Origin of the sequence: Acinetobacter lwoffii, assembly GCF_024129435.1 — a bacterium.
Taxonomy (GTDB): Bacteria; Pseudomonadota; Gammaproteobacteria; order Pseudomonadales; family Moraxellaceae; genus Acinetobacter; species Acinetobacter lwoffii_F.
This window is the reverse complement of the sequence record NZ_JAMXXN010000010.1, coordinates 71,303-92,710: the sequence shown is the minus strand read 5'-3', so window position 1 is coordinate 92,710 and position 21,408 is coordinate 71,303. Positions and strand designations below refer to the sequence as shown.

At 39.6% G+C, this 21,408-nt stretch carries 20 protein-coding genes; all 20 read left to right on the top strand.

Translation table 11 applies throughout. The features are described from left to right. A complete protein-coding gene (neuC, locus tag NI455_RS08765) occupies positions 1-1,137 on the top strand; it encodes a UDP-N-acetylglucosamine 2-epimerase (protein ID WP_253113654.1) in 1,137 nt (378 codons plus the stop codon). Then, entirely contained in the window at positions 1,127-2,221 is a 1,095-nt protein-coding gene (locus tag NI455_RS08760) for an N-acetylneuraminate synthase family protein (protein ID WP_253113649.1), read from the top strand. Before neuC ends, NI455_RS08760 begins: the two co-directional genes overlap by 11 nt. Next, positions 2,222-2,863 (top strand): PglD-related sugar-binding protein, encoded by a 642-nt coding sequence (locus tag NI455_RS08755; RefSeq protein ID WP_168416794.1) that lies wholly within the window; start codon positions 2,222-2,224, stop codon positions 2,861-2,863. After that, positions 2,856-3,932 carry a nucleotidyltransferase family protein gene (locus NI455_RS08750; protein ID WP_253113646.1) on the top strand — a complete coding sequence of 359 codons (1,077 nt, stop codon included), beginning with the start codon at positions 2,856-2,858 and terminating at the stop codon, positions 3,930-3,932. The genes NI455_RS08755 and NI455_RS08750 overlap by 8 nt, the downstream gene beginning before the upstream one ends. Beyond that, the gene (gene pseF / locus NI455_RS08745) at positions 3,907-4,596 is read left to right on the top strand and encodes a pseudaminic acid cytidylyltransferase (protein WP_253113643.1); all 690 of its coding nucleotides are present in this window, start codon (positions 3,907-3,909) and stop codon (positions 4,594-4,596) included. Before NI455_RS08750 ends, pseF begins: the two co-directional genes overlap by 26 nt. Before the next feature lie 40 nt (positions 4,597-4,636). Next, positions 4,637-5,566 (top strand): glycosyltransferase family 52, encoded by a 930-nt coding sequence (locus tag NI455_RS08740; RefSeq protein ID WP_253113640.1) that lies wholly within the window; start codon positions 4,637-4,639, stop codon positions 5,564-5,566. Between the two features lie 20 nt (positions 5,567-5,586). Continuing rightward, positions 5,587-6,543, top strand: a complete 957-nt coding sequence (locus NI455_RS08735) for a glycosyltransferase family 2 protein (RefSeq protein WP_253113638.1) — start codon at positions 5,587-5,589, stop codon at positions 6,541-6,543. Position 6,544: 1 nt separating this feature from the next. After that, on the top strand, positions 6,545-7,273 hold the full coding sequence (locus NI455_RS08730; RefSeq protein ID WP_253113635.1) for a capsular polysaccharide synthesis protein: 729 nt from the start codon (positions 6,545-6,547) through the stop codon (positions 7,271-7,273). Further along, positions 7,270-8,370: a glycosyltransferase family 4 protein gene (locus NI455_RS08725; protein WP_253113632.1), complete on the top strand. Its 1,101-nt coding sequence runs from the start codon at positions 7,270-7,272 to the stop codon at positions 8,368-8,370. Before NI455_RS08730 ends, NI455_RS08725 begins: the two co-directional genes overlap by 4 nt. A 5-nt stretch (positions 8,371-8,375) precedes the next feature. Beyond that, positions 8,376-9,467 (top strand): glycosyltransferase, encoded by a 1,092-nt coding sequence (locus NI455_RS08720; RefSeq protein WP_253113630.1) that lies wholly within the window; start codon positions 8,376-8,378, stop codon positions 9,465-9,467. 243 nt (positions 9,468-9,710) lie between these two features. After that, positions 9,711-10,895 (top strand): hypothetical protein, encoded by a 1,185-nt coding sequence (locus NI455_RS08715; protein ID WP_253113628.1) that lies wholly within the window; start codon positions 9,711-9,713, stop codon positions 10,893-10,895. An 8-nt stretch (positions 10,896-10,903) separates the two neighbouring features. Then, positions 10,904-12,046, top strand: a complete 1,143-nt coding sequence (locus tag NI455_RS08710) for a glycosyltransferase family 4 protein (protein WP_253113625.1) — start codon at positions 10,904-10,906, stop codon at positions 12,044-12,046. Next, positions 12,047-12,658 (top strand): sugar transferase, encoded by a 612-nt coding sequence (locus tag NI455_RS08705; RefSeq protein WP_253113623.1) that lies wholly within the window; start codon positions 12,047-12,049, stop codon positions 12,656-12,658. Beyond that, positions 12,651-13,307, top strand: a complete 657-nt coding sequence (locus tag NI455_RS08700; protein WP_253113620.1) for a NeuD/PglB/VioB family sugar acetyltransferase — start codon at positions 12,651-12,653, stop codon at positions 13,305-13,307. The genes NI455_RS08705 and NI455_RS08700 overlap by 8 nt, the downstream gene beginning before the upstream one ends. Before the next feature lie 31 nt (positions 13,308-13,338). Beyond that, entirely contained in the window at positions 13,339-14,514 is a 1,176-nt protein-coding gene (locus NI455_RS08695; RefSeq protein WP_253113618.1) for a DegT/DnrJ/EryC1/StrS family aminotransferase, read from the top strand. A gap of 118 nt (positions 14,515-14,632) precedes the next feature. Continuing rightward, the gene (locus tag NI455_RS08690; RefSeq protein ID WP_253113617.1) at positions 14,633-16,507 is read left to right on the top strand and encodes a polysaccharide biosynthesis protein; all 1,875 of its coding nucleotides are present in this window, start codon (positions 14,633-14,635) and stop codon (positions 16,505-16,507) included. Between the two features lie 12 nt (positions 16,508-16,519). Continuing rightward, positions 16,520-17,395, top strand: a complete 876-nt coding sequence (galU, locus tag NI455_RS08685; RefSeq protein WP_253113616.1) for a UTP--glucose-1-phosphate uridylyltransferase GalU — start codon at positions 16,520-16,522, stop codon at positions 17,393-17,395. A 24-nt stretch (positions 17,396-17,419) separates the two neighbouring features. Beyond that, complete coding sequence (locus tag NI455_RS08680) at positions 17,420-18,676, top strand: nucleotide sugar dehydrogenase (RefSeq protein ID WP_253113615.1); 1,257 nt, start codon at positions 17,420-17,422, stop codon at positions 18,674-18,676. Beyond that, positions 18,676-20,334, top strand: coding sequence for a glucose-6-phosphate isomerase (gene pgi / locus NI455_RS08675; RefSeq protein WP_253113614.1), 1,659 nt, complete (start codon positions 18,676-18,678; stop codon positions 20,332-20,334). Before NI455_RS08680 ends, pgi begins: the two co-directional genes overlap by 1 nt. Before the next feature lies 1 nt (position 20,335). Beyond that, the gene (galE, locus tag NI455_RS08670; RefSeq protein ID WP_253113613.1) at positions 20,336-21,352 is read left to right on the top strand and encodes a UDP-glucose 4-epimerase GalE; all 1,017 of its coding nucleotides are present in this window, start codon (positions 20,336-20,338) and stop codon (positions 21,350-21,352) included. Positions 21,353-21,408 lie beyond the last annotated feature (56 nt).

Below are 21,408 nucleotides of genomic sequence, written 5' to 3'. Positions count from 1 at the left end.
ATGAAAAAAATAGCCGTTTTTACAGGAACTCGAGCTGAATATGGTTTGCTGTATTGGTTAATGCGAGATATTCAGCAAGATTCAGAGCTAGAGTTACAAATTCTAGCTACGGCTATGCATTATTCACCTGAGCACGGTGAAACTTGGAAAACTATTGTTCAAGATGGTTTCGAAATTACCGAATCGGTAGAAATGCTACTGTCATCTGATACATCGTCTGCTGTTGTGAAATCAATGGGTGTTGGCTTACTTGGATTTGCAGATGCATTGAAACGAATGCAACCTGATTTATTAGTTGTTTTGGGTGATCGTTTCGAAGCTTTAGCAGTAACGCAAGCTGCTTTAATCATGCAGGTACCTGTTGCACATTTGCATGGTGGTGAAATCACTGAAGGTGCATATGACGAATCAATTCGTCATGCGATCACTAAAATGTCTAATATTCATTTTGCCGCGGCAGAGGAATATAAGAAACGAATTATTCAGTTAGGCGAGCAACCAGAAAAAGTATTTAATGTCGGCGCACTAGGCTTAGATCATATCCAGCGTACAACATTTAAAAATAGTGCAGAATTGAGTGAATTATATGATTTTGATTTTTCAAAACCATATTTTCTCATTACTTATCATCCTGAAACTAATTTACTAGAAGAAAATGTTGCACCGTTATTTGATGCACTTAAGCAAATAAAAGATGTCAATTTTGTCTTTAGTTATCCAAATGCAGATAATGGTAATACTAATATTGTGAGAGCAATGCTTGATTTAAAAGCACAATTGCCAGATCGAGTATTGCTTGTAAAGAGTTTTGGTATTCAAAACTATTTAAGTGTTTTGAAAAATGCTTTAGCTATGGTTGGAAACTCATCAAGTGGCTTATCAGAAGCTCCAGCATTACAGGTACCAACAGTAAATATTGGTGATCGTCAAAAAGGACGCTTACGTTGTGAGTCTATACTTGATGTTAGATTAGACGAAAGTGAAATTTTAGAAGCATTGCAAAAAGCAATTAATTTCCCAGACGATGAATTGAGTAAAGTTGTTCCACCATTAGGGTTAGGCAATACTTCTCAGAAAATAATTGAACTTATTAAAACGACGGATTTTAAAAAGAAGGCACCATTTTATGATCTTTAATCAAGACGAAATTTATGTCATTGCAGAAATTGGTGTAAATCATAATGGCTCTGTAGAGTTAGCAAAAGAGCTTATTTTAAAAGCCAAAGAATGCGGTGCGAATGCCGTCAAATTTCAAACATTTAAAGCAGATAGTTTGTTATCTGATCAAACTGAAATGGCTGCATATCAAAAAGAAAATACTGGTTCTAGTCAAAGCCAATTAGAGCTTGTAAAAAGTTTAGAGCTCACTTATGAGCAGACAGAAGAAATACAGAAATTTTGTGATGAGCATCAAATTACTTTTATTTCAACGCCGTTTGACGCTGATAGTTTGAAGTTCTTGGTGAATGAGATCGATGTACCTTACTTGAAAGTATCATCTGCTGATATTTCAAATTTACCGTTTCTCTATGAAATTGCATGTTCAAAAAAGCATGTCATTTTATCTACAGGAACAGCTAGCCTAGGTGATATTGAACAAGCATTATCAGTATTTGCTTTTGTTATCGATAAGGGAACGGAAGTTCGACCATCTCAGCAGTTATTTAGAGAAGCTTATTCTAAAATTTCAGTACGTAAACAGTTGAAAGAACAGGTTTCTATTTTACACTGTGTGACTCAATATCCAGCATTATTTGAAGAAAGTAATCTTAAATCCATTTCAACTTTAAAAAATGTATTTGATTTGGCAACAGGTTTTTCTGACCATACGCTTGATGAATATGCAGCGGTTATTGGTGTAAGTCTTGGTGCTCGCATCTTTGAGAAGCATATTACATTAGATAAAACGATGGCTGGTCCAGACCACGCAGCATCAATGGAACCAGATGAGTTTAAACATTATGTCGAAATTTTGCATAAAACATATGCAGCTTTGGGCGATGGTATTAAATTTATGCTAGAGCAAGAGAGCGATAACTATTATCTAGTACGTCGTAGCATTGTGGCTAAAACAGATATTGCGGAAGGGGAGCTTTTAACCTCTGACAATGTCACAACAAAACGAGCAGGTCGCGTTTGTTTAGAACCAAATAAGTATTGGGATGTTGTTGGTACAAAAGCAAAACGTAGCTTTAAAAAGAACGATTTTATTGAAATTTAAATGAAAAAACTGGCAATTTTTGGTTCAGGTGGCTTTGCAAAAGAGCTAGTAGATTTAGCAATAGATCAAGGCTACCGCCATATATTTTTTTTAGAAAGAAATGCCAAAGATGGCGACACCTTACTTGGTTTCCCCATTTTGCCAGAATCAGCAATATCGACATTAACGGATACGGTATATGCGATAGGTGTTGCTGATCCAAAGATTCGTAAAAGAATATATGAAGCTTATCCCGATTTACCTTATCCCAATTTGATTCATTCTCAATCATCACTTGGGTATGGTATTCGAGAGCTGTTAGAACATAGTAGAGGTGTGGTAATTGCGGCTGGAGCGAGAATTACAAATTCATGTCGTTTTGGTCATTTTATTATAGTAAGTTTTAACAGCACAATTGGGCACGACTGTATTCTAGAAAACTACGTTTCTGTCATGCCAGGTGTTAATGTGTCTGGTTGTATTCATTTGAAGCAAGGCACTTACATTGGAACAAATGCAGCTATTTTGCCGGGCAAAAGTCCAGAGCAATTGAAATATTTAGGTGAAAACTCCGTTATAGGCGCGGGTGCTGTGGTTGTGAAACATACGGAACCGAATAAGGTCTATATTGGATCACCTGCTAAGGAATTAAGTCGTGACTAGAGATGTTAATAATATAATTTTGCATAAAAATGATTCAATTTTGAAAGCATTAGAGCTACTTGATTTATATGCTTTAAGAATTGTTTTGGTCGTTGATGATCATAATCAATTGATCGGAAGTATTACAGACGGTGATATTCGTAGAGGGCTTTTAAAAGGCCAAGATGTGCATGCAGCTGTTGAAACAATCATGCATACTAATCCTTATAGTATTGAAGAAGGTAGCTTAAATAACCGCCAGATTTTCGAGATTATGCGTGAAAAAAGCTATCTGGCATTACCTGTAATTAAAAATAATCAACTCGTTAATATTATTACGCTTGATGATTTGATTCGTAAAAAACGTAAAGAAAATCCAGTGTTTATTATGGCTGGTGGTTTTGGAACTAGATTACGCCCTTTAACAGATAACTGTCCAAAACCCATGCTTCCTGTGGGGGGGAAACCTTTACTAGAAACAATTATTTCTAGCTTAAAGATTCAAGGTTTCTATAAGTTTTATATTTCAACCCATTATTTGCCTGAAATTATTCGTGAGCATTTTGGCAATGGCGAAAAATTTGATGTTCAAATTCAATATGTGCATGAAAATGATCCACTGGGCACGGGTGGAGCACTTGGTTTATTGCCAAAAGATAGACCTAACTTACCGATTATTATGATGAATGGTGATGTTCTAACTAAACTAAATTATGCAGAGCTGTTGAGTCACCATGAAAAAAATAAATTTGATGCAACTCTTTGTGTGCGTGAAGATGAGTATCGAGTACCTTTTGGGGTTATAGAAACAGAAAATCAACTGATTATTAATATGGTCGAGAAACCGACGTATCATTATAAAATCAACACAGGTATTTATGTTTTAAACCCTGAAATTATTGATAGTGTACAAGTAGACCAATATATTGATATGCCTACCTTGTTGGAACAGCATAGGAAGGATAATAAGCGTATTGGAACTTATACCAGTTATGATTACTGGTTAGACATCGGGCAAATGAAAGATTACCATAAAGCGCAACTAGATATTGAAAGGCTTTTTAATGAAGATAGCGATTATTCCTGCTAGGGGCGGGAGCAAGCGGTTACCAGGAAAAAATATTAAGTTATTGGCAGGTAAGCCAATGATTGCTTGGACAATTGAAGCTGCATTAAAAAGCAATGTGTTCGATCACGTATTTGTGAGTACTGATGATCAGGAAATACTAGATGTATCTAAAAAGTATGGTGCTGAAGTACCTTTTTTAAGACCTATTGAATTAGCATCAGATGATGCAACGACTAATGATGTAGTAACTCATTTAGTCGAATGGTTTGAGCAAAGTAGTGGTCAACAAGTAACGACAGTCACGATTCTTCAGCCAACATCCCCATTAAGGAACAGTCAGCATATAAAAGAAGCTATGCAATTAATGGAAGATAAAGCTAGTAAGGCTATTATTTCAGTTTGTGAACTAGAGTATCCAATACAATTTTGTAATCAACTTGGATTTAATCACTCTATGGATGGTTTTGTTAAATCAGAGAATATTAAACGTACACAGGAATTAGATTCTTATTATCGATTGAATGGGGCTATATATATATTTGATAGAAAATATGTCGGTCGATTAATTGACCTATATAGTAAAGGAACACATGCTTTTATTATGCCTACAAAATTTTCTATTGATATTGATACTGAAGACGACTTTTCTTTGGCAGAATTCTATTTTGAAAGGGTAATAAATTAGTGTTCACTTTTGATTTATTAAAAATATTAGGCTTTGAAAAATGAAAGCACTCTTAGTGATTAGAACCCCATTTCAAGCTTGGTTAGCTCAGAAGGTTTTAGAAAAAGAAAAAGTTAGCAATTTTGATCTTGTATACTTTACTCAGAATAACTCTGATGAAGATAAATATTATTATGCTCAGCTTTCTATACAAGCAAAAAGATCACAATATATATTTATTCAACGTCAACGTTTTGATATATTCTCTCATCTTTTATTTAAGATAAAAGCAATAAAATGGTATTTTTTTAAAAATTATGATCTTGTAATGTATGCTAGTATTAATGCATTAGTTCCCAATTCTTTAGTATCTAAATATAATCAATCAGAACTTATTACGTTTGATGATGGTGCTGCGAATATAGTTAAGCAGGGTATTTTTTATAATGAACCAGATACATTAAGAGCTAAATTATACCGGATTATTTTAGGTGCTAAATCACTTGATTCTATAAAAAAAAGAATTAAAAAGCATTATTCAATTTATCCTCATAATCCAAATATAGTTGAGTCCGACAGATTAATTCATATTGATGGTTGGGAGAGTGATTCTAATAGATTACCAGTTGAGATACGTACTTATTTTATTGGAGCACCATTTGAAGAAGTTATGAATTCTGATCAAATAGCGAGAATGGTAGATTATTTGAGGCAATTAGATATAACAGCTTATGTGAAACATCCTAGAGAACGAAATATTTTAGATCTTGGTGTAAAGCAGCTTAACAAGAATAGTCGTATTGCTGAAGATGCTATTATTGCTGATGCACAGGGTAGGTCGATTAGATTGATTGGATGGTTTAGTAGTGTGATGTTTAGTTTAGAAGCTGTATGTGTACAAAGGATCATTTTGCTTCCTAAAGATTCTTCTCAAAGTGTAGAACTTGCTGAGATATGTAAAAAATCAGGATGTCATCCAATATTTATTTAATGAAATATAGAGTGCTTTAAATGTTTAGTGTGGTAATACCCTTATATAATAAGGAAAAGTACATAGGTCGTGCTGTCGAAAGCGTATTAGCTCAAACCTATCAAGACTTTGAATTAATAGTGGTTGATGATGGCTCAACTGATTCTAGCTTGCAAACAATTAATAATATTACGGATCCTAGATTAAAAATAGTCACCCAAAATAATCAAGGTGTGAGTGCTGCTCGAAATACAGGCATTAAAACAGCAACTCAAAACTGGATTGCTTTTCTAGATGCAGATGATGCATGGTTAGATTACCATTTAACTGAGCTTAATAATATTATTAATACATATCCAGACGTGGGTATGGTGTCTACAAAAATTAAAGAAGTATTGGATAGTAGTGAAGTTTCAAATTTAACTGTACTCACAAAGAGTTTATTTCGCCACGTTGACTATTTTGATGAAGCATCAAATTATATAGGTGTAGTAAATAGTTCAGCTGTAGCAATAAAAAAAGAATTTTTTAATAATCTTGGAGGTTTTATTGCTGTTAAAGCTGGAGAAGATTTAGAATGCTGGTCCAGAGTTGCGCTACACTATCCTGTTGCTTTGTCTGATCGTATCACTTGTTATTATTTCAGAGATACAGGAGGCGTGATGCAATCACTTGCTGCTAAAAAGTCTACAAAACCAGTAACGACTTTGTCAGATATTTCTCCTTCAGTAAATATGTTGGTTCAACAAAGTAAAAGAGATTCCTCTATTCTCCATAATCAAAGTATTCGACGATATATCAATAGTCGCCTTTTTAATGGAGTCAAGGCAAGTTTGTTTAAAAATGAATATTTAAATGCAAAGAGTGTCTCTAGATTAGCACTACCTCAGTTGAATTTTTTATACACCTTGCTTTTTATCTTCTCTTATACCCCAACCTTTTTTTTAAAAGCCGGTGTAAAATTAGTACAATTTTTAAGGAATAAGAAGAGAGGGTAATATGATACAGCGTAAAATATTTTGTTTTTGGACCGGGGATAATGAAATCCCAGAGATTAGAAGAAGAGGGGTTGAGTCCCTTGCCGACTCTGGGCTTGAGGTTGTTTTAATCACAAATCGTAATCTTCATGAATTTATCCCACAAGAAAAACTGCACCCAGCATATTATGCTTTGAATTTAGCCCATAGAGCAGACTATTTAAGAGCTTATTTTATGCACCATTTTGGCGGAGCATATTGTGATATCAAGCCATTAACAAGCTCTTGGATCGCTACTATTGAACAGTTGGAAAATAATAAATTTCTTCTAGCTGCCGGATATCCAGAGGTTGGCCGTTGGGGTGTTGGGAACTGTTACCAAAGTGCAATTCTATTAAATGAGGGTGGAATATTTAATAAGTTATACTACTACGTAAAATACCGTTTTTTGCAGTTAAACTATACTAAGCTTATTGGTAATGGAGCTTTTATATTTAAGCCTAAAACCTGTATTACTCAGGCATGGTGGAATGAACTCAATTCTCGATTAGATAAACTACATGATAAGTTATTAGCACATCCTGCTAAATATCCAAAAGAGCGTATGGGACATGTTTATGATGGAGTTGTTTCCCAGTACCCAGTGCCATGGAGTTATTTATTAGGTGATATTCTCGCTCCCATTATATTAAAACACTCCTCTAAAGTACTAAAAAATTTACCTCCACCATCATTTGAAAACTATGAATGATTTATAAATTAAATATAGGCGATTTAAAAATGATATGTATTTATTCCCCGAGTTCGAATATATGGGGTGGGGGACAGATTTATATAGAAAACTTATGTCGTTATATGAATGAGCATGGCTTGCCTACAGTTATTTCAACATCAGAGCCAGAGACTTTTTCTTGTCCAACTATATCTATGCCAGCAGTTTCCTCTAAAATTAAACGATTATCTACATCATTTTCTTTAGCGAGGTCACTCAAGAATCACGGTATTAAGATTATAGTACTGAATGATCTTTCATCGCTTTGGTTGGCACCTATATTTCGATTATATGGTTTAAAAGTGGTTTCACTCTTACATATATATTTACAGAAGCAAAATTCTGCGGGTTTAGGTCATGGAACTATAGAATATTATTTATTAAAATTTTCCAGTTTCTTCTGTAATAAAATATTTACTGTTAATAAGGAAAATATGAGGGTATTCCCTAAAGATATGGAATTTGTAGGGAATTTTATCTCTCCGTGGTTTTTTAGTTCACCTATTCAGCCTAAAAAATATGATATAGCGATTATCTCAAGGCTTTCAAGAGAAAAGAATATTCCTTTATTTATAAAATTGGTTGCAAAATTAAATACAATAAGTAGCAAGCCGATTAAAGCATTGATTCTTGGTAAAGGAAGTGAACGAGAAACAATCCAAAAAGAGATTGAGACTCTAAATCTCCAAGATAATATTGAGTTACGTGATTGGGCAGATCGAAAAGACTTACCTGCTATTTACGATAGTATCAAGTGTTTTGCGATTACCAGTCATCATGAGGGGTTTGCGACTACTTTACTTGAAGCTCATGCAAGAGGAGTGCCAGCAATAACGACCAAGAGTGCAGGTTATTGTGCTGAATTCTTAGAGAATTTGGGTGTAGTTACCGGACTGTCTTTTATTCCTGAAGATGTGGCAGATACCGAATTTCAAAAGAAGATGCTTGTGTTGATTGATAATGCCCAAGATTACCACGATGCCTGTATTGATAAGGCAAAGCTGTTTAGCGAGGAAAATGTTTTGGGGAAAATCAGTACTGGTATTGAGTCCCTTTTGAAAAATACCAAAGAGTGATTTAAATGAAAATTCTAATGATCATAACCGGGTTAGGGATGGGCGGGGCTGAGCATCAGGTGTGTAACTTAGCAGATGACCTAACGTCCCGCGGTCACAGTGTTAAAATTGCTTATTTGTTGAAGCCTGTAATCGTAAAACCTAAATCGGAAAAAATTGATTTAATTTGGTTGGGGGGGGGTAAATCATCACTCTCTATATTCAGCGCTTTTTTTTGTTTAGTAAAAATTATCAAAAAATATAAGCCTGATATTGTTCATAGCCATATGTTTCACTCCAATATTTTGTCGCGTTTAGCGAGAATATTTAGTTTTATTCCACGTTTAGTTAATACTTCCCATAATACTAATGAAGGCGGAAAATTAAGAATGTTAGCCTATCGAGCTACAGATCGGCTGTCTGATGTGTTTACTAGTGTAAGTTTAGAAGGCGTTCAAGCTTTTGAGAAGAAAAAAGCTTCATTTATTGGAAAAATGATTTTTGTACATAATGGAATTAATACGGATCACTTTAAATTTAAGCTCGATAGTCGGAATAATATAAGAAAAGAATATAATTTAGAAAAAGAAATAGTATTTATCGCAATTGGTCGGTTTCATGAACAGAAAGATTATTCTAATTTAATCAATGCTTTTTATCAGTTGCAAATAAATCAACCACAAATTCACTTATTAATAGTAGGTGATGGTGTTTTACGTACTAGTATTGAGAATATGATTATAGATAAAAAACTAACTGAAAAAATTACTTTGTTGGGTATTCGAGATGATATTCCTGACTTATTATCTGCAGCAGATGTATTTGTTTTATCTTCAGCATGGGAAGGTTTTGGCTTAGTTGTTGCAGAAGCTATGGCTTGTGAACGTACAGTTGTTGCGACAGATTGTGGTGGAGTAAGTGAAGTAGTTGGTGAAGCTGGCTTTCTTGTTTCACCCAAAGATTCTAAAGCTCTTGCTTCTGGACTGGATCAAGCTTTGAAATTAAACCCTGAGGAGCGAAAAAAATTAGGTGAAACTGCACGATTTAGGATTGTGCAACACTATGGATTAGAGGCAGCGACAGAAAAATGGTTGTCAGTTTATTCAGCACGATCATGAAATGTAGTGATTGAATCAAATCATGTGTTTGAGATTTAACCTTACATAACTAAATTAAATATCAGTTATGAATAGTATAGTTTGTGATGTTTTTAAATATTTTATTCTGAATGTTAGTATATTGATTTGTTTAATTCAATTTACTATAAGTGATCATTCCTGTTAAAAACACATCCTATTTAACCTTGATTATTCGTATCAGTCTTATTTTAATACGGATCTCATTAATAATAAGTGGTATTCATGGCACTATTTTCAACAGCATGGCATTTAGTTGGGATATTTTTTGTTTTCTTGTTAGGGGCATTAATTGCTCTTAGTATAAGGCGTTTGTTTTATTGTAATCCTGTTCGCACATTAGCTCTTTATTGTTGGCATGCTTTTTTTTCAATAGTCTATGCAATTTATGTTGTGAATAAAGGGGGAGATGCAACTAGATACTATAATAATAGCTTATTAGATGGAACAAGTTTTGCGTTCGGAACACGTGGTATAGAGTTCTTTACATCATTTTTTAGTCAAGGTTTAGGGCTATCTCTTCTAGGTACTTTTTTTGTCTTTCAAATTTTTGGTTTTATTGGTTTATTGGCTTTTGATGCAGCTTTAAGAGAGGTCACAAAGAATAAAACAAAAAAAACCCGCCAGCTTGCAAGTTTGATAGTTTTTTTACCATCAATTAGTTTTTGGTCAGCTGCTATAGGTAAGGATTCTTTATCCTTTATGGCAACTGGTTTAGCATTATGGGCAGCTTTAAAGCTTAATAAGCGTATTGCCACTATGGCTGTTGCTATATTAGTTATGTTATTTGTTAGACCACATATAGCGGCAATGATGGTAATTGCTTTAGCTGGCTCATTTGTTTTTCAATCTAACATTCCTACTTTGCAGCGTATTTTTTTCGGTTCTATTGCTTTGGTTTCAACAGTCATGTTAGTGCCTTTTGCCCTAAACTATACTGGGATTGGAGATAATGCTGGTGCAGAAGACGTAATGACTTATATTGAAGGTCGACAAGCTGAAAATTTATCTGGTGGTTCAAGTGTTGATATTGCCAATATGAGTCTTCCAATGCAATTATTTACTTATTTGTTTCGCCCTATTATTTTTGAGGCAAGGAGTATTTTTTCTTTATTAGCGGCTATAGATAATTTAATTTTACTTTATTTGTTCGTTATCGGTTTTAAAGCCGTAATTAAAAAACCTTTACCTATTCATTTATTAGAACATAATAGAATGTTTTTATGGATTTATTCTTTATTGGCATGGTTTATATTGGCTTCGACTACAGCCAACTTGGGAATTGCAATTAGACAAAAATGGATGTTTACACCGATTCTAATTTTCTTATTGATCTCACTGATTGGTAAAGAAAGAAAAATGAATAAAGGGGATGATCTTGCATCCAATAAACTCTCTTTTAGAAAGTGAAATAATTTATGAAGTTTTTAATCATTTCAAGTTTTCTCCCTTCCGTCTTAAACTTCCGTGGAAAGTTACTCGAAGCGATCCGTCAGCAATGCTATGAAATCCATATTATTGCACCTGATTTACCTTCTTTCCCTACCGAACATGAAAAACTCCTAGATTTAGGTTATTTCATACATGAAGTTTCCATGCAACGCACAGGCACTAATCCAGTAGCAGACTTAAAAACCTTACAAAGCATGTATACGCTCATAAAAAAAATCAAACCTGATTATGTTCTATCTTATACGATCAAGCCAGTGATCTATGGAACACTCGCCGCGTGGCTCGCTAAAGTACCGAATCGGTATGCCTTAATTACAGGTTTAGGCTATGCATTTCAAAATGTAGAAACTCAGACTAAGCGTAGTATTTTCCAGAAACTGGTTCATGGTTTATACCAGCAGGCATTGTCGCGCAGTCATAAGGCATTTTTCCAAAATCCGGATGACTTAAAACTTTTTCAGGATTTAAAGCTTTTAGCCGTTCAAACGCCTACAGTGGTAGTGAACGGTTCTGGGGTTAATGTTGCCGACTTCAATGTATTGCCTTTACCTCTAACTGCTGATCAAAAAATTAAAATATCCTTCTTGCTGATTGCACGTTTACTGGGAGATAAAGGTGTTCGTGAATATGCCGAAGCAGCAAAAATTATCAAACATAAATATCCGCATGTAGAATTTAATCTGGTGGGCTGGATTGATGAAAATCCTTCGGCCATTCGCCAGCAAGAATTGGATCAATGGGTGGCCAGTAACACATTAAACTACTGGGGGAAACTATCCGATGTTCGCCCTGCAATTGCAGAAAGCTCAGTGTATGTCTTGCCGTCGTATCGCGAGGGCACACCCCGTACAGTTTTAGAAGCCATGGCAATGGGCCGGGCAATTATTACCACGGATGCCCCAGGTTGTCGTGAAACTGTTACGGATGGCGATAACGGCTTTCTGGTTGAAGTAAAATCCGTAGAAAGTTTAGTAAAAGCAATGGAGAAACTCATTCTTCAACCAGAGCTTATCGCTAAAATGGGAAGTCGCTCCCGAGAAATCGCACTTCAAAAATATGATGTCCATCAGGTAAACACACATATGATGCAAGAAATGGGTTTGATCTAAATGCTAAAACGCCTTCTCGATATTATCATCGCTTCCATCGCCCTGATCCTGCTTTCACCACTTTATGCCTTTGTTGCTTACAAAGTGAAAAAAAATCTGGGCTCTCCGGTCTTGTTTCGCCAGGTGCGTCCCGGTTTACAGGGCAAGCCGTTTGAAATGATCAAGTTCCGGACCATGAAAGATGCTATAGACGAGCAGGGTAACCCATTGCCGGATAGTGAACGTTTAACGCCTTTTGGTCAAATGCTGCGTTCTACCAGTCTGGATGAAATGCCAGAACTGTGGAACGTGATTAAAGGCGATATGAGTATTGTTGGCCCACGCCCACTGTTGATGGAATACCTGCCGCTTTATAGCCCCGCACAGGCCAAACGCCATGATGTACGACCGGGCATGACGGGGCACGCGCAGGTCAATGGCCGCAATGCGATTGGCTGGGAAGAAAAATTCAAGCTGGATACCTGGTACGTCGAAAATCAGTCCATTTGGCTCGACTTCAAAATCATGTTTAAAACGGTACATAAAGTTTTAGCAAAAGATGATATCAGTGCCGAGGGTGAAGCGACTATGACCAAATTTACCGGTACAAAAACGGACAATCTCCATGACTGAAATCTATGCAGTCTATGGCGCTTCAGGTTGTGGCCGAAGCTTGATGCCTGTGGCTCGCCAGCAATTACAGCGTCAGAATATAAATGCCGAAATCTATTTTATAGATGACAGTCTGATCGAAGAAATGACGGTTAATGGACATAGAGCGTTAAATTATGCAACATTTAAAAATCTAAAGGCTGATAGAAAGTCAGTTCTCATTGCGATTGCCAATAGTCAGATCCGTGAAAAAATAGCTAAAAAACTTGAACAAGATGCAATTGAGCTATGGGCAGTTCAGGCAGATAATGTCGTGCGCATGGATGCAATAGAAATTGCCCCCGGTGCTGCTTTAAGCCCGTTTGTGACCCTGACTTCCAATATCAAGATTGGTAAATGTTTTCATGCCAATTTATACAGTTATGTTGAGCATGATTGCATCATTGGCGATTACGTCACCTTTGCTCCCGGAGTGAAATGCAATGGCAATATCCATATCGAAAATCATGCCTATATTGGTACAGGTGCTGTGATTAAACAGGGTACACCTGACCAGCCTTTAGTGATTGGTAAGGGGGCGGTGGTCGGTATGGGGGCTGTGGTCACCAAGAGCGTTCCACCGGGCGTAACGGTGATTGGCAATCCGGCAAGAATTCTAGAGAAAAAATAAGTTTTTAAATTTTAAAAATTCAGGAAACATCATGTTAAACACTGCATTTGAACCATGGCCAAGTTTTACTCAGGAAGAAGCGGATGCGGTTTCCCAGGTTTTGTTGTCGAATAAAGTCAACTACTGGACCGGACAGGAATGCCGCGAGTTCGAAAAAGAATTTGCCCGGTTCGCAGAAACCCGGTATGCAGTGGCCTTAGCCAATGGAACAGTAGCACTTGATGTCGCATTGAAGGCATTAGATATTGGCGCAGGGGATGATGTGATTGTTACCTCACGTACCTTTCTGGCCTCGGCCAGTTCTATTGTCACGGCTGGGGCAAACCCGGTCTTTGCCGACGTCGAACTGGACTCCCAAAATATCTCCCGCCGTACCATTGAAGCGGTCATCACACCCAATACCAAGGCCATTATCTGTGTGCATCTGGCAGGCTGGATGTGCGACATGGACCCGATCATGCAGCTGGCTACCGATAAAGGCCTGTATGTAATCGAAGACTGTGCACAGGCGCATGGCGCGAAATATAAAGGTAAATCTGCTGGTTCAATCGGTCATGTTGCGGCCTGGTCCTTCTGTCAGGACAAGATTATGACGACAGGCGGTGAAGGCGGCATGGTGACCACCAATGATGAAATCCTGTGGAAAAAAATGTGGTCCTATAAAGATCATGGCAAGAACTTTGACAGTATTTATAACAAGCAGCATCCACCGGGTTTCCGCTGGCTGCATGATTCATTTGGGACCAACTGGCGCATGATGGAAATGCAAGCGGTGATTGGTCGTATTCAGCTGAAAAAAATGCCGGAATGGACTGCAAAACGCCTTGCCAATATGGAAAAAATTTATGCGGCATTTGCAGACAGCCCATATTTTAGCGTACATCGTCCATCCGATGATTATGTACATGCTGCCTATAAATGTTATGTGCAGGTCAATATCGATGCTTTGCCTGAAGGCTGGTCACGTGACCGCATCATGCAGGAAATCAGTGTGCTGAATGTGCCTTGTTTCAGTGGCTCCTGTTCAGAAGTTTATCTCGAGCATGCGTTTGATGATACGCTATGGCGTCCAGCACAGCGTTTGAAAAATGCGCAGCAATTGGGTGAAACCAGTCTGATGTTTTTAGTTCATCCTACTTTAAGTGATGAAAGTATTCACAAAACAGTCACCGCAATTCAACAAGTTATTAATAGAATAGTTGCTTAAACTTTTAGAATATAAGTGCACCGTATTCGGTGCATTTAACTTATATAGAATATGTTTTTAAGTTACTCATCGCATTGTGACTTATTAAAAATTTATTAGAATTGAGACAACGCATCCAGTGAAATCGATCATTACGCCTTTCGTAGAATCACCACGAGCCGCCAAACTTGCATTTTTAATTATTCTAGATTTTTGTGCTTTTCCTGTCTTGATCTGGCTATGTTATGCCATTCGCCGTTTTGATTTAGGCGCAGAAGTGGTACCGAATCTGGCTCTTGGTACGCTATGGGTCAGCGTAATTGCAGTAGCCTCACTTTTTATCTGTGGGGTGTATCGCTTTATTGTCCGTACTTATAATGAAGTGTTTATGATCAAGATGGGGCTGGCGACGGCATTGACTGTCGCTGGTCTTTATGCCCTGGCTTATTTTACCCCGGCATTTATTCCGACCTCTATTCCTCTGATGTTCGGCTTTATGATGTTTGCCTGGATCTGGTTTAGCCGGGGCATCATCCGTTTTATTATCCGTTCCTACTTGCAGGCCGACGTACAGAAAAAACGCATTGCGATTTATGGTGCGGGTCATGCCGGTCAACAGGTTGCTGCTGCACTGTATCGTTCCAATGAACATTTGCCGATCATGTTTATTGACGACAAACGCTCGCTGGCGGGACAGCAGCTGGGTCGACTTAAAGTCTATGATGCCCAGACTGCCTTAAAACTCATGCGCAAGCAAAAAATTGACGAAATCCTAATTGCCTTGCCTTCGGTAGGGCGGGTCCGTAAAAGTGAAATCATCAAGTTTTTAGAACCGGCTCATTTAAAAATTACTGAAATTCCAGGTCTGACCAAACTGGTGGATGGTGAAATCCGAATTTCTGATATTCAGGAAGTAGATATTATTGATTTACTGGGGCGTGATCCGGTTCCGCCGGTTCCTGAGCTGCTGGCCAGAAACATTAAAGATAAAGTGGTGATGGTCACAGGCGCGGGTGGTTCGATTGGTTCAGAGCTGTGCCGCCAGATCATTAAAAACCAACCGGCCAAAATTATCATTTATGAACTGACTGAATTTGCGCTCTATAGTATTGAAAAAGAGTTACGCCTCACGGCAAGCTGTGAAATTATTCCGATTCTGGGCTCTGTACTGGATGAATCCAAGCTGGAACGGGTGATTGAACAATATGGCATACAGACTGTTTATCATGCTGCCGCCTATAAACATGTACCGCTGGTCGAGTGTAATCCTCTGGCAGGGCTAAAAAACAACGCTGTCGGAACCGCCTTTAGTGTGAATGCAGCGGTGAAGAAAGGCGTCGAAACCTTTGTGTTAATTTCAACCGATAAGGCGGTACGTCCAACCAACGTGATGGGGGCGACTAAACGTATGGCAGAGTTGTACTGTCAGGCTATGGCAGAGGCTCAGGATCAGACTCAGATCAGTATTGTGCGCTTTGGCAATGTACTTGGTTCTTCGGGCTCGGTGGTGCCGCTGTTTAAACAGCAAATTGCCAAAGGTGGTCCGATTACCGTGACTGATCCAGAAGTGACTCGGTTCTTTATGACTATTCCGGAAGCCTCACAACTGGTAATTCAGGCGGGTGCTTTGGGTACAGGAGGCGACGTGTTCCTGCTGGATATGGGCGAGCCAGTACGGATTCAGGATCTAGCTCGTCAAATGATTGCCCTTAGCGGACTCAAAGTCAGAGATAATAAAGACCCGAATGGTGATATTGAAATTCAATATACTGGGCTACGTCCAGGCGAAAAACTCTATGAAGAACTGCTGATTGACGAAGAAAATACAGAAATTACTGCGCATACGCGTATTCTACGATCTGTCGAAAAACATTATCCATTGGCAGAAATTCTGGCAGTATTTAACCGTATACATGAACTTACCGCGACTCAGGCTGATATTGAATGGGCACTGGCACAACTGGAATATTATGTCGACGGTTATGTACGCGGTAACGAAATTAAAGTGAACTAGGTTTTTAGAGATATGATTAAGAAAGCAATTCTCCCTGTGGCTGGTTTAGGTACGCGTTTCTTACCTGCCAGTAAATCTATTCCCAAAGAGATGGTGACTGTCGTGGATCGCCCTGCGATTGAATATGTGGTGCGTGAAGCAGTTGCTGCCGGGATTGAGCAGATTATTCTGGTGACCCATTCTTCCAAGGCCTCGATTGAAAACTATTTTGATCGTAACTTTGAGCTTGAAACCACCCTCGAGCAAAAAAACAAGACCGACTTACTCAAAGAAATTACTGAAATCTTGCCTGCAGGTGTGAGTGTGATTAGTGTACGTCAGCCTCAGCCTTTAGGCTTAGGCCATGCCGTACTATGTGCCAAAGCGGTGATTGGTGATGATGATTTTGCGGTATTGTTGCCGGATGTGCTGGTCAAGGATCAGGATGTGCAAAATGATCTGGCACGTATGATTCAGCGTTATGCTCAATCTCAGGCTTCACAAATCATGGTGGAAGCGGTGCCTGAACATCTGGTCGACCAGTATGGCATCGTGGATGTTGCTGCATCGCCTGAGGAAGGTGAAAGCATCGTCATGCAAGGCATTGTCGAGAAACCGGCAGTGGGTACCGCACCATCAAATCTCTCAGTCGTAGGTCGTTATATTCTGCCGGCCAAAATCATGCAGCTTTTAGAGCAGACACCACGAGGTGCAGGCAATGAAATCCAGCTCACAGATGCGATTGCCATGCTGCAGCAGACAGAAGCTGTAGAAGCATATCGTATGAAAGGCCAGACCTTTGACTGTGGTAGTAAGTTAGGTTATCTAAAAGCTGTTTTACATTATGGCGTCGATCATCCTAAACTCGGTAGCGAGTTTAAAGCATTGATTCAGGAACTGGCTTTGTAAGAAAAAATAAGAAAAAGGAATATCATGAAAGTCGCAGTATTGGGGAAAACCTTATTTTCCGGAGTCATTTCAGCTCTTTTATCTGAATGTGGTCATCAGGTGGTCTGGTGTAATAGCTTCAATGTAGATGAGTCAGCTCGGCCCTACTTCCAGGATGAATCTCTTCAGCTATTACTGCAAAAACAGGAAAAATCTGGTTTTTTAAACTGTTGCGATTTTCAGCATCTGGATTTTAATCAGGATGCTTTTTTCTTTAGTTTTAATGCGACTGAAGAGCAACAGGCGTTTCAGATGCTGGACACGATCCGTCATGGCTGTTTTGCTCATCCTAAACTGATGGTAAATGCTTCAACCTTTGGCTTGCACGGGACTCAACGATTCCAGCAACTTTTGCCGAATGATGACTGGATTTATCTGCCAGATATTATTCAGGAAGGTAATGCACTGCGTAGCTTTACTCAGGCCACCCAGCTGATTGTGGGCTGTGATCATGCAGATATCCAGCCTAAAATCAAAGAACTCTTACGTCCATTATTTCCACGCGCGCAGCAGTATCTATTTATGCCGGTTCTGGATGCCGAATTTACCAAGTTGAGTATTTCCGGCATGCTGGCCACCCGGATCAGTTATATGAATGATCTGGCCAGTGTGGCAGAAAAGCTTGGCATTGATATTGAACAGGTACGGCAAGGCATGGCTGCGGATAACCGGATTGGTTCTGCCTATCTGTTCCCCGGCGTTGGTTTTGGTGGAGAGAATTTCTCCCATGATATCCGGACGCTTACTCACGCCGTGGCAGATTCAGGGGTAAAAAACCAGTTGCTGGAACAGGTCTGGGACATTAACGAACAGCAAAAAGAATTACTGTTTCGTAAACTCTGGAACTATTTCCGTGGAGACTTGAAGGGTAAAGTCATTGCGATCTGGGGTGCAGCCTTTAAGGAAAATACCCCAAGTATCCAGCAGTCTCCGGTACATGCCATGCTGACCGCTTTGTGGGCGCAAGGCGTGACGGTCAAGCTGCATGATCCTCAGGCAATCGCAAATATTGAAAAGGTCTATGGGCCACGGGAAGACCTGATCCTGTGTAAAGACCAGTATCAGGCTGTGGAAGGAGCGCATGCCTTGTGTCTGATTACGGCATGGAAACAGTACGGCAGTCCGGATTATCCGTATTTAATCAAGCTAATGCAGCATCCCCTGATTCTGGATGGGCGTAATCTGTATGATCCGACGTATGTCAAGACACGTGGTTTTAATTATATTGGGGTGGGACGTTAATGTTGAGCCATTTTAATCCAAATCTCGACACTGAAACTGTGTGTCAAAAATTAGCCTCAAACAAAGAACAACTTCAATCTGAGCATCTGCGGGAACTGTTTGCTGCTGACCTGGAGCGCTTTAATCGATATTCCATTCAGTTTGAACAACTGCTATTTGACTATAGCAAACACAGAATCAATCAAAATGTGCTACAAGGCCTGATCGAATGGGCCGATGCACAAAACCTCAGATCCTGGATTGGCTCCCTATTTTCCAATCAGGAAATCAACTATACCGAGCAGCGTGCTGCCATGCACTGGGCACTGCGCCTGCCCAAACAGGATCAACAGCATGCTGATCTGGCAGCTGATGTACATGCCCAGCTGGAACGAATGTATGCGCTGGTGGAACAGATTCATGCCGGACAGCGTCGCGGTGCCACCGGGGAAGTCATTCAGGATGTGGTCAATATCGGGGTAGGGGGATCAGATCTGGGTCCCTTGATGGTCACGCATGCTTTATCTGATTTTAAATACCAGTCTGCTCAGCCACTGAACGTACATTTTGTTTCAACCATGGATGGCAGTCAGCTGTCCGAGCTGTTGCATCAGCTGCGTCCGGAAACGACACTGTTTATTATTTCCTCCAAATCCTTCGGCACCATTGATACCCTGACCAATGCCCAGACGGTACGCCTGTGGCTGGAAAAGGCATTAGGTCAGCATCCTTATATCCTCAAGCACCATTTTATTGGGGTATCGACCAAGCCGGAAAAAATGACCGCATGGGGCATTGCGCCGGAAAACCAGTTGCTGCTCTGGGACTGGGTCGGCGGGCGTTATTCACTCTGGTCCTGTATCGGACTGCCAGTTGCCTTGAGTATCGGAATTGAAGGCTTTAAGCAGCTGCTGGCTGGCGCCTATGCCGTGGACCAGCATTTTCAGTACCAGCCTTTTGAACGCAATATTCCAGTATTGATGGGATTATTGGGGGCCTGGAATACCAATTTTCTGGATATTCAGACCCATGCAATTCTGCCTTATGATGGTCGGTTGAAATACTTTGCATCTTACTTGCAACAGCTGGAAATGGAATCCAACGGTAAGTCGATCCAGCGTAATGGCGAAAAAGTCCAATTCGATACCTGCCCAATTATCTGGGGTGAGGTGGGTCCGAATGCCCAGCATGCCTTCTATCAGTTATTGCATCAGGGAACTCAGTCAGTCAGCTGTGATTTTATTGCGCCGGTAGAGCGTTATAACAGCCAGCAATATACTTATGCAGACAGTGCCGAAGCATTGGTAGAACAACATCATTTGGCCTTATCTAACTGTCTGGCGCAATCGCGCTTACTGGCTTTTGGCAATGAAGCACTGGATCAGGCTGAATTGGCAAGCTTGCCGGCCTATAAGCAGTATGAAGGTAATCAGCCAAGCAGTACACTGTTGCTGCAAGAGCTCAATCCATACAGTTTAGGTATGCTTATTGCACTCTACGAGCATAAGGTATTTGTCCAGTCGGTGCTGTGGAATATCAATCCGTTCGACCAGTGGGGCGTAGAAAAAGGCAAGGAAATTGCCAACCAGTTACTGCCCATCCTGAATGGTGAACAGACTGATCTGAATGGTCTGGATGGTTCAACCCAAGGTTTAATTAAAGTTCTATTAGGAAAGTAAAATGGCGAAAATTCTGGTCACAGGCGGGGCAGGCTATATTGGTTCACATACTTGTGTAGAATTGCTGAATGCCGGACATGAGGTCGTTGTACTGGATAATCTGTGTAATAGCTCCTCGGAGTCCTTAAGCCGGGTAGAAAAGCTGACCCAAAAAAGCCTGACATTTATACAAGGTGATATCCGTGATGCTCAATTATTAGATCAGGTATTTCAGCAACACTCGATTGATGCAGTGATTCATTTTGCCGGTCTGAAAGCCGTCGGAGAAAGTCAGCAGATTCCATTGGCTTATTTTGACAATAATATTGCCGGTTCAATCAGTCTGGTACAGGCCATGCAACGCGCACAGGTTTTTAAACTGGTGTTTAGTTCCTCAGCAACGGTGTATGGCGAAAATAATCCTTCACCTTTAAATGAAGAAATGCCTACCGGAATGCCGACCAATAACTATGGCTATACCAAACTTATTGTTGAGCAGCTCTTGGAAAAGTTGTCTGTGGCGGATGAACGTTGGTCGATTGCCTTATTACGTTATTTTAATCCGGTCGGCGCGCATAAAAGTGGCCAGATTGGCGAAGATCCACAAGGTATTCCGAATAATTTAATGCCTTATGTAACTCAGGTGGCAGTAGGGCGACGTGAAAAACTGTCGATCTTTGGTCATGATTATGACACGGTGGATGGGACTGGTGTGCGCGATTATATACACGTAGTCGACTTGGCCAATGCACACTTATGTGCTCTCAATAATCGTCTAACTGCGCAAGGTTGCCGTGCCTGGAATATTGGTACAGGGAATGGGATTTCAGTGCTACAAGTTAAAGATACGTTTGAGCAAGTGAATGGTGTGGCGATTGCATTTGAATTAGCCCCTCGTCGTGAAGGCGATGTGGCCACCTGTTTTGCAGACAATACCCGTGCAGTCCAAGAGTTGGGCTGGCAACCTCAGTATGGTTTAGAGGATATGCTCGCTGACAGCTGGAACTGGCAGAAGCAGAATCCGAATGGTTATCGCTAAAATCTTTATAGCGATATAAATAAAAATGGGAGCTTTTGATGAACAGCTCCCATTTT